Origin of the sequence: Bradyrhizobium genosp. SA-3 (genome assembly GCF_004212635.1) — a bacterium.
Lineage (GTDB): Bacteria > Pseudomonadota > Alphaproteobacteria > Rhizobiales > Xanthobacteraceae > Bradyrhizobium.
Genome location: NZ_PSRT01000008.1, coordinates 15,117 through 30,923, shown reverse-complemented (window position 1 = coordinate 30,923; position 15,807 = coordinate 15,117). Strand labels below are relative to the sequence as shown.

Here is a 15,807-nt window from a genome sequence, read left to right as displayed (position 1 = left end):
GGCGGCGCCCCTGCGCGGCTCCTAATGCAGCCGAGCCTTGGCGCGCGCCCGGGTCAATCCTTCCGCAAAAGACACCGCCGTGTCCAGCCCCCTGCCGCTGCCCAATGCGACGACCGCAGGGCGGCTGCGCGAAAGCAGCGCACGCGCGGCATCCCGGGTCGATTCGACGCTGACGGCGTCGATTCGGGCCACCAGCTCCTGCACCGTCTGCGGCCGGCCATAGGCCAGCACATGCCGGGCGAGCTGCTCGGCACGGGACGAGCAGCTCTCCAGCGCCATCAACAGGCCCGCCTTCATCTGCGCCTTGGCCCGCGCGATCTCGGCCTCGGTCAGGGTTTCCACCGAATCATTCATGATGTCGACCACGACCTCCATCATCTCCGGCGCGTCGGCGGGATCGGTGCCGGTGTAGAGGCCGAAGAAGCCGGTGTCGGTGTAGGGCGCGTGGAAGGTGTAGATGGAGTAGCAGAGGCCGCGCTTCTCGCGCACCTCCTGGAACAGCCGCGACGACATCCCGCCGCCGAGAATGTTGGTGAAGACCTGGAGCGAAAACAGCGACGGATCGGTCTGCGGCACCCCCTCGAGCGCCAGCGTCAGATGCGCCTGCTCGAGCTCGCGGTGCACCACTTTGGCGCCGCCCTGGCCGAACTGGGCGGATTGCGGCTTCGGTCCCGGCGTCGCTTCAAAGCTCGCGAAACGCTTCTCGACCTCGGCGACAACCTGCTTGTGATCGACCGCGCCGGCAGCGGCCACCACCATGTCGGGCCCGCGATAATGCGTCGACAGATAGCCGCGGAGCATGTCGCGGTTGAAGCCGCGCAGCGTCTTGGCGGTGCCGAGCAGCGAACGGCCCATCGGCTGGTCGGGATAGCAGAGCTCGTTCAGATGCTCGAACACGACGTCGTCGGGTGTGTCCTGCGCAGCCCCGATCTCCTGCACGATGACGTTCTTCTCGCGCTCCAGCTCGTCCGGCTCGAAAGCGGGATTGGCGAGGATGTCGGCGAGCACGTCGAGCGCGAGCGGCACGTCGGCCTTCAGCACCCGGGCGTAATAGGACGTGGTCTCGGTCGAGGTGCCGGCATTGAGATCGCCGCCGACCGCTTCGATCTCCTCGACGATCTCGCGCGAGGAGCGCTTGGTCGTGCCCTTGAACGCCATGTGCTCCAGAAGATGCGAGATGCCGTGCTCGTTCGGCTTCTCGTCGCGCCCGCCGACGCCGGCCCAGACGCCGAGCGCCGCAGTCTCGAGATGGGGCATCTTGTCGGTGACGACGGTCAGGCCGGAGGCAAGCTTGGAAATCTCGACGCTCATCCGGCAACTCCCTGCTTTGCGGCGCGGCTGACCGACAGCACGAACCGCTCGACCTCGGCCTGATCGTTCTTCATCACCTTCATGTGCTCGGATTTGGTCATCAATCCGTCGAGCCAGGCGGGCAATTGCGGCCGCTGGCCGCAGGCCGCCTCGACCGCGTCGGGGAATTTGGCTGGATGGGCCGTGGAGAGCACGATGCTCGGGACCGTCGTGTCGGTGGTGTCGCGGTCGGCGACCGCGAGCGCCACTGCGGTATGCGGATCGACCAGCTCGCCCGCCTCGCGCCAGGCGGCGCGGATCGCAGCCGCGGTTTCGGTCTCGTCGGCGCGGCCTGCGTCGAACTCCCCGCGGATCGCGGCCAGCGTCGCATCGGGCAGCACGAAGCGCCCGGACTGCTTCAGAGAATCCATCAGGCGACGCACACCGGCCGCGTCGCGCCGGCCGGCCTCGAACAGCAGCCGCTCGAAATTCGAGGAGATCTGGATGTCCATCGACGGCGACGCCGTGGCGTGCACCTCGCGCACCTCGTAGATCCCGGTCTTGAGCGTGCGGGCCAGGATGTCGTTGACGTTGGCGGCGATGCGCAGCGTGCGCACCGGCAGGCCCATGCGCTTGGCGACGTAGCCGGCAAAGATGTCGCCGAAATTGCCGGTCGGCACGACGAAATCCACCGCGCGCGCCGGTGCACCGACGGCGACGGCCGAGGTGAAATAGTAGACCACCTGGGCAACGATACGCGCCCAGTTGATCGAGTTGACGCCGGACAGCGAGGTCGCATCGCGGAAGCGATGGTTGTTGAACATCCCCTTCACGAGCGCCTGGCAGTCGTCGAAGGTGCCTTCGACGGCGAGCGCGTGCACATTGGCCGCACCCGTCGTCGTCATCATCCGCTGCTGGACCTCTGAGATGCGGCCGTGCGGGAACAGCACGATGAGGTCGACATTCTCCAGACCCGCAAAGGCTTCGACCGCGGCGCCGCCGGTATCGCCGGAGGTCGCAACCACGATGGTGGTACGCTGGCCGCGCTTGGCGAGCACATGGTCCATCAGCCGCGAGATCAGCTGCATCGCCACGTCCTTGAAGGCAAGCGTCGGGCCGTGGAACAGCTCCAGCACGAACTGATGCGGCGACATCTGGCGCAGCGGGACCACCGCGGGATGGCGGAAGGTGGCGTAGGCCTCGTTGGCCATACGGCCAAGCTCGGCGTCCGTGATCTCGCCGCCGGCGAAGGGGCGAATCACGTCGACCGCGACCTCCCAATAGGGACGGCCGAAGAAGCTGGCGATCGTCTGCGCCGAAAGCTGCGGCCAACTGGCCGGCACATACAGGCCGCCATCGCGGGCGAGCCCGGTCAGCATCACGTCACAGAAGCCGAGTTCGGGGGCCTCGCCCCGGGTCGAGATATAACGAGTCAAACTGCCCTCCAAAGGCCGACCGAGCCTGAGCTCGCTCGTAAGCCTTTGATTTTACGAAACTACTTGTTAACAGCCAGAGGCTTTGGGCCACCATAAAGTGTTTTGCGGCATCGGGAAACCGCTTCCGGTCGCTCCCGTTGCTCAATGAAAAAGGGCTGCGGCGTTGCCGCAGCCCTTCTCTTGGAAGGTCTGTCGTTGTGTGCAGACCGGTTTGCCTCGTCGGGTCCCCTGACCCGCTAAAACTGTTCGCCCAAGCTTTCGTCAGCTGTCGTCAAATCGTCAAGAGCCAAAACGGCACGCGACGGAAGATGTTCCTGTTTTTCCCGGCGCGCTCAGGGCATTCTATCGCGGATTGGAGCAACAACTTGCTCCATATTGCCATTCTTTCCCGAACCTACGACCTGCCTGAGGAACCAATGCCGTGGCGACCGATTGGGTCGGCGGAGGGTGCCGGCCATTGTGCCCATGCATTGCCCGACCGATGGCGACACCGATCCGTCGACCGAACCGCTGCATCCTGGAGCAGCCGGTTCGGTCGTTGGCGGGAGATCAATTCATCCCGATTTCCACTGCGATCCGGATCAGATCGGAATGGTTCTTGGCCCCGAGCTTCTGCTTGAGTAGGGACGTGGTGTTCGCGACGGTCTTGTAGGAGATGCCGAGCGCCTCGGCCACCTCGACGATTTTGTCGCCGCGTCCGAGCAGGCGGAGAATCTCGAGCTCGCGCGGCGTCATCTGCGAGGCTGGATTGGCCTTGATCGCCGCGCCTGAAAACGTCACGGCTTCCGCAAGCTGCGGCGAGATGAAATTGTCGCCGGCGACCACCTTGCGCACCGCTTTCAGCAGGATCCTGGGATCGTCACCCTTGGAGACATAGCCCTGCGCCCCAAGCTCGACCGCCCGGACCACGAAGGCCGGATCGTCATTCATGCTGAACATGATGATCTTGGCGCCCGGATCGTCCTTGCGGATGCGTCGCATCAGCTCGAATCCGGAGACATCAGGCAGGCTGATGTCGATTACGGTGACGTCGGGACGCTTGCTGACATAGGCGCGATGCCCGGATTTGGCGTCGGTCGCCTCGTCGATACGGATCGAGTGGTCGGAGGCGAACAGGGTGCGACAACCGGACAGCACCACGGGATGGTCGTCGACGATCAGGACCCTGGTCGCCGGTCTGGCGGTATCTTGCATCGCGCGCTCTCTTGTTTTTCGACTCATAGACCGGCGGGAACAAATGGAAAGAGAGATTCCCACCAAAACACGTTAGAATTGACCTAATGTGGCAACGGCTCTCATTCCGGACGCAATTGTTTCTTCCGCTCGGCGCGAGCCTTCTCGCGGCACTGGTCCTGGGCGGCATGCTGCTTCAGACCTTCGCAGGGGGCCAGCTCGCTGAGGAGAATGAGCCGCGCCAGCGTTTGCCCCGGGCAATCGCCACCGCGCTCAACAACACCCTGCGCGCGTCGGACAATCCACGGCAGACACTCGATGCCTTTGTCCATTCATTGGGTACCTCCTCCGATATCCAATTCCGCGCCGCCGAGGAGGGTCCCGCGCCCTCCCCGAAAGGCGGCCTGCGCAACCTGCATGGCGTGCCGCAATGGTTCATCGAGCTGCTTGTCATCCCGGAGACGGACGCGGCGTCCCCGGTGATCATCGACGGCAGGCGTGTAGGAGATCTCGTCTTCCTCCCGGACCTGTCGGCCGACTTGTTCGAGAAATGGATCGGCTTTCTCGCGCTGATCTGCCTCGTCCTGGCGCTCACGGTGCTCACGGGCACCATCGCCTATGTCTTCGCGGGATCGGCGCTGCGGCCCCTGCGAAATCTCGGCGAGGGGCTCACGCGGATACGGCGCGGCGACTACGCAACGCCGATTCCCGTCGCCGGTCCGTCGGAGATCCGGCAGAGCTGCGAGGAGGCCAACGCGCTGGCCGCAACGCTGGCGCAATTGAGCGCGGACAATCGCGACCTCTTGCACCGCCTGGTGTCGCTCCAGGATGACGAGCGGCGCGATCTCGCCCGCGAGATGCATGACGAACTCGGGCCGCTGTTGTTCAGCATCCGCGCCGGGACGATCGCCTTGATCGAGGCATCTTCACCTGCAGGAAATCTCGGCAATTCGGCGCAGGATGTGCTGCAATCGGTCGAGGCGCTCCAGCAGACCAACCGCCGTATTCTCGACCGGCTGCGACCGCTCTATATCGAGGAACTGGGCCTCGCGACCAGCGTGCAGACACTGCTGCAAAACTTTCGCAAGCAGTCACCGCATATCGGCCTGACGGCCACGATCGATCCCGGTCTCAACGGGATCGACGGACCGCTGGCCCAGACCGTCTATCGCGTGATCCAGGAGGCACTCACCAACGTGCTACGCCATGCCAAAGCCGGCAATGCCCATGTGCAGGCGACCGTCGCAGGCGAGACGCTCCTCATCGAGATCTCCGACGATGGCGGTGGCTTTCCCGCCGGCAACGTCTTCGGCCGGGGCCTGACCGGCATGCATGAGCGCGTGCGCGCGCTCAGCGGATCGCTGTCACTGCTGCGCGCGGATGACCGAACCTATGTACGCTGCCGTCTTCCGGTCGAGACGACGCGGGATGCGCCATCATCAGGCTAGCACGCGCAACCGGCATGCGCGCTCTGCCGCGCCGGCGCGCACAGCGTGCTGCGGATCTTGCCTTCGGGGCTGAAGCGAAACGAAGCATGAATGTGCAGCGCGCCGGCGACGGAATATTCGAGTTCGACGCCATGCGGCGCGGGATGGATCTCCTCCAGTCCGAAACCCACTGACGCGAAGGCGCTGAGGCGCGGCTGCCAATAGGCTTCGAGCTCGCTCCGGCCGCAATATCGGTGCATGCCGTTGCACATGCACTCGAGCTGGGCGTCGTCGGCATAGAGATCGAGCAGCGACGTGAGGTCGCCCTTCCGACAGGCGTCCACCCAATCGACGACAATTCCCATCTGATCGAAATCACTCACGCTGCAATCCTCTGCCGCAGACAAGCACTGGCCGCTTAGGGCTACACTCGTGAATATGCGCTGAACGGTAAAGCCCGGGCGATACCGGGTTCCCTCGTGGATCTACGGACAAATTCAGCTCGGCCGCCGCCCCTTCGCCCACACCGCAAAAGCGATCAACAGGGCGCCTGCGAGCGTGAACCAAGTGATGGCGTATTGCAGGTGATCGTCTTTCAAATGCAGGTCGAGCGGACCGGGACGTGGAATGCCGTTCTCGGGCATCGGCTGCTCGAGGTCGACATAAAACGGCGCGACCGTCCCCCAGCCGAGCGCGCTCGCGATTCCCCGATGATCGCGCACGAACCAGAGCCGCTTGTCGCGGTTCTCCGCCGGTGTCAGCCAGCCTGCTGGTTCCGGGAACCGGAGGTAGCCGGTGAGCACGACCGGCTGACCCGTGACGAGCTGCCTCACCGCGCGATCCTCGACGCTGCGATCCTGCATCGTGTTCTCCACGAAGCCGGCATCGATCACGACCATCTCGCCGCTCGGAAGCCGCGCCGGCAGGAACGCCCAGGTGCCGGGGCCGGCGGCGTCCTTGCGCACGGCCGAGCCGGATGAATAGACCATCGCATCGGGCAGGGCTGCGTAGATTGCGGTGAAGCTGACGCGGCGAAATTCGTCGCGCGCGGGATTGAGCGCAGCCCATTGCGCGGGCGCCGGCAGCGCGACCGGCGCGGCTGCAAGCCGTTCGGTGAGAGCGGCGATCAGCTCGTGCTTGGCTGTCCGGCGCTGCAATTGCCAGATGCCGAGTGCGACGAAGACGGCCGTCAGGAGCAACGTGAACAGCGCAAAGCCGGCCACGCGAGGCTTGCGCACACTCCCGTTCATTTCGCGCGGTCGATGAGCCGGCCCGGCGCCGCCTTGTGGTGGAATTGCAGCGCGATCAGCAGCGACTTCATCGCGCGCAGCGGCAATAGCGTGGTGGCGAGGATCAGCGGCAGCCAGAGCACCGCATGCAGCCAGAAGGGCGGCTGATACTTGACCTCGACGACAAGCGCGCAGCCGACCACGATCGCTCCGGCCAGCATGATGATGAAGATCGCCGGACCATCACCGCTATCGATGAAAGCGTAGTCGAGCCCGCAGCGGTCGCAGCGAGGCGCGAGCGTCAGGAAGCCCGCATAGAGCTTGCCCTGGCCGCAGCGCGGACATTTGCAGGCGAGCCCACGCAGCGCGCTTTGCAGGACGGTGGTTTCAGACTCGGATGGGCCGGCGGTGTCGTTCATGATGGCAAACTCTATCACAGTTTCCGCCGAAGCTTCCGGCGGCCGGAAAGCGAAAGGGCGGCCCAGCGGCCGCCCCTTCTGATCATCTGCCTCACCGGCTCAGTGAGCACCGTGGGCCATGGTCTCGGCGCCCTGTCCCCAGACATAGATGCAGAGGAACAGGAACAGCCAGACCACGTCGACGAAGTGCCAGTACCACGCGGCGAACTCGAAGCCGAGATGCTGCTTCGGCGTGAAGTGGCCGGCATAGGCGCGGATCAGGCAGACCAGCAGGAAGATGGTGCCGACCAGCACGTGGAAGCCGTGGAAGCCGGTCGCCATGAAGAAGGTCGCACCGTAGACGTTGCCGCCGAACGAGAACGCCGCGTGGCTGTACTCATAGGCCTGCACGCAGGTGAAGAGCGCACCCAGCACGACGGTGAGGATCAGGCCGTATTTCAGGCCCTGACGATCGTTCTCGAGCAGCGCGTGGTGCGCCCAGGTCACGGTGGTGCCGGAGGTGAGCAGGATCAGCGTGTTCAGGAGCGGCAGATGCCAGGGATCGAAGGTCTCGATGCCCTTTGGCGGCCAGGTGCCGGGAACGGAGCAGGCGCCGGCCTGGGTGCCGAGGCCACAGCCGAACACCGCATCGCGGGTGGCATGGACGGCGTCGGCGGGGAACAGCGCCGCGTTGAAATAAGCCCAGAACCAGGCCACGAAGAACATCACCTCGGACGCGATGAACAGGATCATGCCGTAGCGGTGATGGAGCTGCACGACGCGGGTGTGGTCGCCCTTGTACTGGGCTTCCTTGATCACGTCGCCCCACCAGCTCGCCATGGTGTAGAGCACGCCGACGGTGCCGACGCCGAACACGATCGGCGCAGCCGAGAACATGTGGTGCATCCAGGCGATCGCGCCGACCGCCATGATGAAGGCCGACAGCGAGCCGACGCCGGCCAGGGAGAGGGATCGACCAGATGATAGTCGTGATGCTTGGTGTGCGCCGTTGCCATATGCGGTCTCTCTCCTCAATCCCGTGCCTATCAGGCACTTATCCCCTTGTGTCCAACCCCCGAGTCGTGAGCCCGGCGATCAGAGATTTCCCTTGCGTTTGTCGCCTTCGCCGGATGCCAGCGGCTTCACCACGGGATCCTTCACCGGATAGAACGTGTAGGACAGCGTGATCGTGTTCAGCCCGTCATTCTCGTGGTCGTCGGCGATCGACGGATCGACGTAGAACACGACCGGCATCTCCCGTTTCTCGCCGGGCGCCATGGTCTGCTCGGTGAAGCAGAAGCAGTTGATCTTCTGGAAGTATGACCCGACCGTCAGCGGCGCGACGTTATAGGCGGCCTGGCCCGCGGTGGTGCGCGCGGCCTGGTTGGTCACGGTGTAGTAGACCGTCGTGACCTGACCGATATTGACCTCGATCTCGCTCTGCTCGGGCTCGAATTTCCAGGGCAGGCCGGGCGCGACGTTGGAATCGAAACGCACCGAGATTTTTCGCGCGATCGGGCCGGTCGCCGGCGCGGAGGTCGCGACCTGGGTGGTGCCGTTGAAGCCGGTGGCGCGGCAGAACCAGTTGTAGAACGGCACCGCCGCGTAGGATGCCCCCACCATCAGCGCCACCACGCCGCCGCAGATCGAGGCGACCACCACATCGCGACCCAGCCCGCGGCGCTTGGCCGGCTTGGCGCTGACGTCCTCCGATATGGTCGGCTCGTGATCCATCTTTCCTACATCGGTCGCACTAGAACTGCCGGTCCCTTGACCATGGTGACGGCGAAGAACAGCACCACGAGCACGCCGAGCGCGAGCGCGATCGCGATCGAGCGCTGACGACGGCTCTTCTTCTGCGCCTCGGTGAGGACGATTCCATCTGGCTCGGGTTTGTCGGCCATCCCTGCCTCATGCGCCCCATGCCATCGGAGCAAGCGCCCGGAACACGACCTCGGCCAGCAAAGTCGCGAATAGCGCGAACAGATAAAGGATGGAGAAGGCAAACAGCTTGCGGGTCGCGCGCAGCGACTGGCTGCGCTCGCGGCGCATGTAGACGTTGATGGCGAGCACCAGCATGCCGGCACCAAGGATCAGCGAGACGATGCCGTAGATGGCGTCGAAATAGCCGAGCGCCCAGGGCGCCGCGGCGACCCCGATCAGCACGATGGTGTAGAGCAGGATCTGGAGGCGCGTCGCGTCGGGGCCGGCGACATTGGGCAGCATCGGAATGCCGGCGCGGGCGTAATCGTCGGAGCGGAACAGCGCCAGCGCCCAGAAGTGCGGCGGCGTCCAGAAGAAGATGATGGCAAACAGCAGCAGCGGCTCGACGTCGACCGTGCCTGTCACGGCGGCCCAGGCCACCACCGGCGGCAGCGCGCCGGCGGCGCCGCCGATCACGATGTTCTGCGCGGTCCAGCGCTTCAGACACATCGTGTAGATCACGACGTAGAAGAAGATGGTGAAGGCGAGCAGCGCGCCCGCGATCCAGTTGACGAGGATACCGAGCGTCATCACCGAGAAGAAAGCGAGCGTCATGCCGAACGCCATCGCCTCGGGACGGGTGATGCGGCCGCGCGGGATCGGCCGGTTCGCCGTGCGCGACATCTTGGCGTCGATGTCGCCTTCGAGCGCCATGTTGAGCGCGCCGGAGGCGCCGGCACCGACGGCGATGCAGAGCAGCGAGGTGATCGCCAGCACGGGGTGGAAATACCCGGGTGCCATCGCCATCCCGACCAGCGCGGTGAAGATCACCAGCGACATCACCCGCGGCTTGAGCAGCGCGATGTAATCGCCGACCTCCGCTTCGGAGATGCGGGGATTGATGTCGATGGCGTTGTGGTCGAGGACGGACACTTAATCAACTCGCTTCGTGAACAGCCGCGGCGCCCGTCACAGGCGCCGCGGACGATGGCTTACTGCACGCGGGGCAGCACTTCGAACTGGTGGAAGGGCGGCGGCGAGGGCAGCGTCCATTCCAGGGTAGTTGCGCCAGCACCCCACGGATTGTCGCCCGCCGGCACCTTGCGGGCGAAAGCGTCGATCACGCAGTAGAGGAAGATCAAGACGCCGAAGCCTGAGATGTAGGAACCGACCGAAGAGACCAGATTCCAGCCCGCGAACGCGTCGGGATAGTCGACGTAGCGGCGCGGCATGCCCGACAGGCCGAGGAAGTGCTGCGGGAAGAACACCAGGTTGACGCCGACGAAGGTGACCCAGAAGTGCAGCTTGGCGAGCCACTCATTGTACATGTAGCCGGACATCTTCGGGAACCAGTAGTACCAGCCGGCGAAGATCGCGAACACCGCGCCGAGCGACAGCACGTAGTGGAAGTGCGCGACGACGTAGTAGGTCTCCTGGAGCACGCGGTCGACGCCCGCGTTCGCCAGCACGACGCCGGTGACGCCGCCGACCGTGAACAGGAAGATGAAGCCCACGGCCCAGATCATCGGCGCGCGGAATTCGATCGAGCCGCCCCACATCGTGGCGATCCAGGAGAAGATCTTCACGCCGGTCGGGACTGCGATGACCATGGTGGCAGCGACGAAATAAGCCTGCGTCGCCGAGGACATGCCGACCGTGTACATGTGGTGTGCCCACACTACGAAGCCGATGCCGCCGATCGCGACCATGGCGTAGGCCATGCCGAGATAGCCGAATACGGGCTTGCGCGAAAAGGTCGAGACGATCTGGCTGACCATGCCAAAGCCGGGCAGGATCAGGATGTACACCTCGGGGTGGCCGAAGAACCAGAACAGGTGCTGGAACAGCACGGGATCGCCGCCGCCGTCGGGCGCGAAGAACGTCGTGTGGAAATTGCGGTCGGTCAGCAGCATGGTGATCGCACCGGCGAGCACCGGCAGCGACAACAGCAGCAGGAACACCGTCACCAGGATCGACCACACGAACAGCGGCATCTTGTGCAGGGTCATGCCCGGCGCGCGCATGTTGAAGATCGTGGTGATGAAGTTGATGGCGCCGAGGATCGACGAGGCGCCCGCCAGATGCAGCGACAGGATCGCGAAGTCGACGGCCGGGCCCGGATGACCGGAGCTCGACAGCGGCACATACATGGTCCAGCCGGCGCCGACGCCGTTGGCGCCCGGCTCGCCCTCGACGAAGGTCGACATCAGCAGCAGCGCGAAGGAGGCCGGCAGCAGCCAGAACGAGATGTTGTTCATGCGCGGGAACGCCATGTCGGGCGCGCCGATCATCAGCGGCACGAACCAGTTGCCGAATCCGCCGATCATCGCGGGCATGACCATGAAGAAGATCATGATCAGGCCGTGGCTGGTCACGAAGACGTTGTAGGTGTGCGTCTCGTGGAAGATCTGCACGCCCGGATACATCAGCTCGGCCCGGATCGCGATCGACATCGTGGCGCCGATGACGCCGGCGATGACCGCGAAGATCAGGTACATCGTGCCGATGTCCTTGTGGTTGGTCGAATAGACGTAGCGCCGCCATCCGGTCGGATGGGCGTGCTCGTCATGATGCGCGTGATCGCCGTGTGCCGCTGCGCTCGTTGCCATTTTCAAATCCTGCCTTGCGTCCCATTCGGACCTTACGCGGTCCCGCCCTTCATGTCGCTTTCAGTCCCTCGAGCCTTCGCCCGGCGCTTACTGCGTCGGGCCGGCCGCGGAGGCGTAGGTGCTGGTGCGGCCGCTCGCAAATTTCTTCTTCGCCGTCTCGACCCAGGAGGCGAACTCCTGGTCGCTGACCACGCGGATCGCGATCGGCATGAAGGCATGATCCTTGCCGCACAGTTCCGAGCACTGGCCGTAATACATGCCGGTCTTGGTGGCCTTGAACCAGGTCTCGTTCAGCCGCCCCGGAATGGCGTCGATCTTGACGCCGAAAGCCGGCAGCGCGAAGGCGTGGATGACGTCCGCGCCCGTGGTCTGGACCCGAATCACCTTGTTGACCGGCACCACCATCTCGTTGTCGACGCCGAGCAGGCGGGGCTGCTTGTCCTGGGCCATCAGCGAGTCGAACTCGAACTTGCCGTTATCAGGATAGGCATAGGACCAGTACCACTGCTTGCCCGTCGCCTTGACGGTCAGATCCGCCTTCGGCACATCGAGCTCGAGGAACAGGAGGCGGAACGACGGCACCGCGATGCCGACCAGGATCAGCACCGGAACCAGGGTCCACACCACCTCGATCAGCGTGTGGTGGGTGGTCCGCGAAGGCACCGGATTGGCCCTCGCATTGAACTTGATGACCACGACCACGAGCAGCGCCAGGACGAACAGCGTGATCAGGGTGATCAGCACCAATAGGAAGTTGTGGAACCAGACGATGTTGTCCATCACCGGCGAGCCGGATTGCTGGAGCGTCCACTCCCACGGCGCCGGTTGCCCGAGCTCGGCGAATGCCACACCGCCCGTCGCCAGCGTCAGACCCGCCACGGCCAATCCCAGCAACTGCCGGCCCATCCGGCCCATCGACATCCTCATGCCGTTCGCGCTCCCCTTACGAAATCACCCCACGTGCATTCCCCTGTTTCCGGGAAACGCTTATTCGATCCGCCCGTCTGACAAACCGCCGCACAAGAATACCTCTAAGAGGGATTGGGGCCAGATCGCTAGAACGCCGAAATCAAGCCTCTCAAACCATAATTCTTGATCTATCGCAATGCAGTCTTGGGCCTCATCTGCCAAGCATCACCCGCAAGATATTTCCTAGTAAGATCAGACAAAAATACCGTTTCCCGGTATGCTGCGGCTTGACAGCGGAATTGCCCGCGGTAGGCACTGGCAGACAGCCGCGCAGGAACCTGATTCGTGCGGGCGATGGTGGTGCGCGGCGGCGCGGAATTTGCTTGGGAATTGCCTTCAAGACGCCGTCTTTCCCGTATCAGTCCGTCAGGTGCGAGCGACCCAGGCGAGCAGAGGGACCGACCCGATGGGGCTTTCGAGATGCATGGCAAGGCAGGCTGGCGGCCTCACGATGCTGGCCGCCCTGCTGGCGGCGGTCGCCTTCCTGGCGCTGCCCGGCCTTGCCCGTGCGCAGGGCGCGGTGCGCTCCGTCCATGGCGACTGGCAGATCCGCTGTGACACCCCGCCCGGCGCCCAGACCGAGCAATGCGCGCTGATCCAGAGCGTGGTGGCGGAAGACCGCTCCAATGCCGGCCTGACCGTGATCGTGCTCAAGACCGCCGACCAGAAGAGCCGCCTGATGCGGGTGGTCGCCCCGCTCGGCGTGCTCTTGCCCTCCGGCCTCGGCCTCAAGCTCGACAACCAGGACGTCGGCCGCGCCGGTTTCGTCAGATGCCTGCCTAACGGCTGCGTCGCGGAAGTGGTGATGGACGACAAGCTGCTGGGCCAGCTCCGCAGCGCCAAGACCGCGACCTTCATCATCTTCGAGACCCCGGAAGAAGGCATCGGCTTCCCGCTCAGCCTGAACGGGCTGGGTGAGGGTTACGACAAGCTGCCGTAGGACAGCTGTACCGGCGGTTGCGATCCTATTGTTTCCGTAATGTGAGGCTTCGCGCCCTCGCGGAACCGGCCCGAAACCATTATCTTGCCCCACATCCCCCGATAATGGACGGACGCATGACCAACCCTGCCACAACCTCCCTGCTCGACCGCGCCAATCTCGATCGCGACCAGGTTCGCAACGAGGTCGCGCGCGGGCTTGCCGGTGCCGACGACGGAGAACTGTTCCTGGAATACAGCCAGACCGAAGCGCTGATGTTCGACAATGGGCGGCTGAAACAGGCGACCTACGACACCTCGCAGGGCTTTGGCCTGCGCGCCGTCAAGGACGATGCGGTCGGCTATGCGCATTCCTCCGACGTGTCGCTACCGGCGCTGATTCGCGCTGCGGACGCGGTCGCGGCCGTGCGCGGCGGCTACTCCGGCAGTTTTGCCGCCCCGCCAGCGCATACCAACGTGCGGCTTTACAGTGACGACAATCCGCTCGATGCCCCCGGCTTCGAGACCAAAGTAAAACTGCTCGCCGAGATCGATGCCTATCTGCGCGACAAGGATCCGCGGGTGCGGCAGGTCAGCGTCAGCTTAGGGGCGACCTGGCAGGTCGTCGAGATCCTGCGGCCGGACGGCGAGAGCTATCGCGACATCCGCCCGCTCGTGCGCGTCAACATCTCCGTCGTCGCCGGCCAGGGCGACCGCCAGGAGAGCGGCAGCAAGGGCTATGGCGGTCGCGCCGGCTATGGCGAATTCATCGAGAGCAGATCCTGGCGCGAAGCTGCCGACGGCGCGCTGCGCGAGGCGCTGGTCAATCTGGAATCGATTCCGGCTCCGGCCGGCGAGATGGACGTCGTGCTCGGCGCCGGCTGGCCCGGCGTGATGCTGCATGAAGCGGTCGGCCATGGCCTCGAGGGCGACTTCAACCGCAAGAAGACCTCGGCCTTCGCCGGCCTGATGGGCCAGCAGGTCGCGGCCAAGGGCGTCACCGTGGTCGACGACGGCACCATCGCCTCGCGCCGCGGCTCGCTCTCGATCGACGACGAGGGCACGCCGACCAATCGCACCGTGCTGATCGAGGACGGCATTCTGGTCGGCTACATGCAGGACCGCCAGAACGCGCGCCTGATGAACATGAAGCCGACCGGCAACGGCCGCCGCCAGGGCTACGCCCATGTGCCGATGCCGCGCATGACCAACACCTACATGCTCGCGGGCGAGCGCGATCCCGCCGAGATCCTCGCCTCGGTGAAGAACGGCGTGTTCGCCGCGAATTTCGGCGGCGGCCAGGTCGACATCACCTCGGGCAAGTACGTGTTCCAGTGCACCGAGGCCTACAAGATCGAAAACGGCAAGCTGGGAGCGCCCCTGAAGGGCGCCATGCTGATCGGCAACGGGCCGACCGACCTGCATCGCATCCGCATGATCGGCAACGACCTCGCGCTCGACACGGGCATCGGCACCTGCGGCAAGAACGGCCAGGGCGTGCCTGTCGGCGTCGGCCAGCCGTCGCTTCTGATGGAACGCATCACGGTGGGTGGGACGGGCGCATGAGCGTTGAAGAAAAGGTGACTGTCACCACCAAGCGGAAGAGCAGCGGCTGGGGCGGGCAGCTGATGCAGCTCGCCGGCATCGTCGCCGCCGTGTTCATTGCCAAGGGCGCGCTGGCCGAACCGTTCTACGTGCCGTCAGGCTCGATGGAGCCGACGCTTTTGATCGGCGATGCGCTGCTCGCATCGAAATTCCCCTATGGCTATGGCACCTCGTCGTTGCCGATCCAGATCAACCTGCCGGAGACCGGCCGCGTCTTCGCGGAGACGCCGAAGCGCGGCGATGTCGTCGTGTTCCGCTGGCCCGGTGATCGCTCGCAGGCCTGGGTCAAACGCGTCGTCGGCTTGCCCGGCGATCGCATCCAGATGCGGCAGGGCCAGCTCTTCATCAACGACCGCCCCGCTGAGCTGAAGCCCGATGGCGTTGGCGCTGCCGAGGACGACAATGGCGGCCGCGAGCCCGCCTACCGCTATATCGAGACGCTGCCGAACGGCGTGTCGCACCTGATCTTCAAGATGCGCGACAACGGCCCGCTCGACAACACGCCGGAAGTGACGGTGCCAGCAGACCATCTGTTCGTGCTCGGCGACAACCGCGACAACTCCGCCGACAGCCGCGTGCCGCTGCGCTCCGGCGGCGTGGGCTTGTTGCCGATCGACAATCTGGTCGGCCGCGCGGACGCCGTGCTCGGCTCCTGGGATCTCGGCATCCGCGGCCAACCGGTGTGGACCTGGCTCTCCGGCTTCAGGCTCGCGCGGTTCTTCACCGCCGTGCATTGACTAAAGCGTAGATCGTAGGGTGGGCAAAGCGGACGCGTGCCCACCACTTCTGTCGCAACGTGGAGAGATGGTGGGCACGACGCGCGAAGAGCG

At 64.9% G+C, this 15,807-nt stretch carries 15 protein-coding genes and 1 pseudogene; 4 read left to right on the top strand and 12 right to left on the bottom strand.

Annotation, left to right across the window (positions count from 1 at the left end; genetic code table 11):
• Positions 1–21: 21 nt before the first annotated feature.
• The 3 genes from CWO91_RS03920 to CWO91_RS03910 form a co-directional block, all read right to left on the bottom strand.
• Positions 22–1,311: a M16 family metallopeptidase gene (locus tag CWO91_RS03920; protein WP_130212321.1), complete on the bottom strand. Its 1,290-nt coding sequence runs from the start codon at positions 1,309–1,311 to the stop codon at positions 22–24.
• On the bottom strand, positions 1,308–2,726 hold the full coding sequence (gene thrC, locus CWO91_RS03915) for a threonine synthase (protein ID WP_165405214.1): 1,419 nt from the start codon (positions 2,724–2,726) through the stop codon (positions 1,308–1,310). Before thrC ends, CWO91_RS03920 begins: the two co-directional genes overlap by 4 nt.
• A gap of 549 nt (positions 2,727–3,275) precedes the next feature.
• Positions 3,276–3,920, bottom strand: coding sequence for a response regulator transcription factor (locus tag CWO91_RS03910; protein ID WP_091885239.1), 645 nt, complete (start codon positions 3,918–3,920; stop codon positions 3,276–3,278).
• 86 nt (positions 3,921–4,006) lie between these two features.
• Between CWO91_RS03910 and CWO91_RS03905 the strand changes: the two genes are divergently transcribed.
• Positions 4,007–5,347: a histidine kinase gene (locus tag CWO91_RS03905; RefSeq protein ID WP_130212319.1), complete on the top strand. Its 1,341-nt coding sequence runs from the start codon at positions 4,007–4,009 to the stop codon at positions 5,345–5,347.
• On the opposite strand, the gene CWO91_RS03900 is transcribed toward CWO91_RS03905, so the two are convergent.
• The 9 genes and pseudogenes from CWO91_RS03900 to coxB all read right to left on the bottom strand — a co-directional run bounded on the left by CWO91_RS03900 (position 5,344) and on the right by coxB (position 12,412).
• The gene (locus CWO91_RS03900) at positions 5,344–5,709 is read right to left on the bottom strand and encodes a nuclear transport factor 2 family protein (RefSeq protein WP_130212318.1); all 366 of its coding nucleotides are present in this window, start codon (positions 5,707–5,709) and stop codon (positions 5,344–5,346) included. The genes CWO91_RS03905 and CWO91_RS03900 overlap by 4 nt on opposite strands.
• 114 nt (positions 5,710–5,823) lie before the next feature.
• Positions 5,824–6,576, bottom strand: coding sequence for an SURF1 family protein (locus CWO91_RS03895; protein ID WP_130212317.1), 753 nt, complete (start codon positions 6,574–6,576; stop codon positions 5,824–5,826).
• Positions 6,573–6,974, bottom strand: a complete 402-nt coding sequence (locus CWO91_RS03890; RefSeq protein WP_130212316.1) for a DUF983 domain-containing protein — start codon at positions 6,972–6,974, stop codon at positions 6,573–6,575. The genes CWO91_RS03895 and CWO91_RS03890 overlap by 4 nt, the downstream gene beginning before the upstream one ends.
• Positions 6,975–7,073: 99 nt before the next feature.
• Positions 7,074–7,969: pseudogene (locus CWO91_RS03885) on the bottom strand (cytochrome c oxidase subunit 3).
• Positions 7,970–8,048: 79 nt separating this feature from the next.
• Complete coding sequence (locus CWO91_RS03880) at positions 8,049–8,687, bottom strand: cytochrome c oxidase assembly protein (protein WP_130212315.1); 639 nt, start codon at positions 8,685–8,687, stop codon at positions 8,049–8,051.
• A gap of 5 nt (positions 8,688–8,692) precedes the next feature.
• Positions 8,693–8,857, bottom strand: coding sequence for a hypothetical protein (locus tag CWO91_RS03875; RefSeq protein WP_018644977.1), 165 nt, complete (start codon positions 8,855–8,857; stop codon positions 8,693–8,695).
• A 7-nt stretch (positions 8,858–8,864) separates the two neighbouring features.
• On the bottom strand, positions 8,865–9,809 hold the full coding sequence (locus CWO91_RS03870) for a heme o synthase (protein WP_130212314.1): 945 nt from the start codon (positions 9,807–9,809) through the stop codon (positions 8,865–8,867).
• 59 nt (positions 9,810–9,868) lie between these two features.
• The gene (gene ctaD / locus CWO91_RS03865) at positions 9,869–11,485 is read right to left on the bottom strand and encodes a cytochrome c oxidase subunit I (RefSeq protein WP_130212313.1); all 1,617 of its coding nucleotides are present in this window, start codon (positions 11,483–11,485) and stop codon (positions 9,869–9,871) included.
• Positions 11,486–11,572: 87 nt separating this feature from the next.
• Entirely contained in the window at positions 11,573–12,412 is an 840-nt protein-coding gene (gene coxB, locus CWO91_RS03860; protein WP_130212312.1) for a cytochrome c oxidase subunit II, read from the bottom strand.
• 448 nt (positions 12,413–12,860) lie between these two features.
• Here coxB and CWO91_RS03855 point away from each other — a divergent pair, with 448 nt between their 5' ends.
• The 3 genes from CWO91_RS03855 to lepB all read left to right on the top strand — a co-directional run bounded on the left by CWO91_RS03855 (position 12,861) and on the right by lepB (position 15,714).
• Complete coding sequence (locus CWO91_RS03855) at positions 12,861–13,394, top strand: invasion associated locus B family protein (RefSeq protein ID WP_130212311.1); 534 nt, start codon at positions 12,861–12,863, stop codon at positions 13,392–13,394.
• 116 nt (positions 13,395–13,510) lie between these two features.
• Positions 13,511–14,938: a metalloprotease TldD gene (gene tldD, locus CWO91_RS03850; RefSeq protein ID WP_130212310.1), complete on the top strand. Its 1,428-nt coding sequence runs from the start codon at positions 13,511–13,513 to the stop codon at positions 14,936–14,938.
• On the top strand, positions 14,935–15,714 hold the full coding sequence (gene lepB, locus CWO91_RS03845; RefSeq protein WP_130212309.1) for a signal peptidase I: 780 nt from the start codon (positions 14,935–14,937) through the stop codon (positions 15,712–15,714). The genes tldD and lepB overlap by 4 nt, the downstream gene beginning before the upstream one ends.
• Positions 15,715–15,807: the final 93 nt, after the last annotated feature.

What these genes read in the sequence shown, in the direction of transcription:
- CWO91_RS03855 (WP_130212311.1), top strand. Translation starts at nt 12,861, where the DNA reads ATGGGGCTTTCGAGATGCATGGCAAGGCAGGCTGGCGGCCTCACGATG.
- CWO91_RS03905 (WP_130212319.1), top strand. Translation starts at nt 4,007, where the DNA reads ATGTGGCAACGGCTCTCATTCCGGACGCAATTGTTTCTTCCGCTCGGC.
- ctaD (WP_130212313.1), bottom strand. Translation starts at nt 11,485, where the DNA reads ATGGCAACGAGCGCAGCGGCACACGGCGATCACGCGCATCATGACGAG.
- tldD (WP_130212310.1), top strand. Translation starts at nt 13,511, where the DNA reads ATGACCAACCCTGCCACAACCTCCCTGCTCGACCGCGCCAATCTCGAT.
- lepB (WP_130212309.1), top strand. Translation starts at nt 14,935, where the DNA reads ATGAGCGTTGAAGAAAAGGTGACTGTCACCACCAAGCGGAAGAGCAGC.
- CWO91_RS03875 (WP_018644977.1), bottom strand. Translation starts at nt 8,857, where the DNA reads ATGGCCGACAAACCCGAGCCAGATGGAATCGTCCTCACCGAGGCGCAG.
- CWO91_RS03910 (WP_091885239.1), bottom strand. Translation starts at nt 3,920, where the DNA reads ATGCAAGATACCGCCAGACCGGCGACCAGGGTCCTGATCGTCGACGAC.
- coxB (WP_130212312.1), bottom strand. Translation starts at nt 12,412, where the DNA reads ATGAGGATGTCGATGGGCCGGATGGGCCGGCAGTTGCTGGGATTGGCC.
- CWO91_RS03920 (WP_130212321.1), bottom strand. Translation starts at nt 1,311, where the DNA reads ATGAGCGTCGAGATTTCCAAGCTTGCCTCCGGCCTGACCGTCGTCACC.
- CWO91_RS03890 (WP_130212316.1), bottom strand. Translation starts at nt 6,974, where the DNA reads ATGAACGACACCGCCGGCCCATCCGAGTCTGAAACCACCGTCCTGCAA.
- CWO91_RS03895 (WP_130212317.1), bottom strand. Translation starts at nt 6,576, where the DNA reads ATGAACGGGAGTGTGCGCAAGCCTCGCGTGGCCGGCTTTGCGCTGTTC.
- CWO91_RS03880 (WP_130212315.1), bottom strand. Translation starts at nt 8,687, where the DNA reads ATGGATCACGAGCCGACCATATCGGAGGACGTCAGCGCCAAGCCGGCC.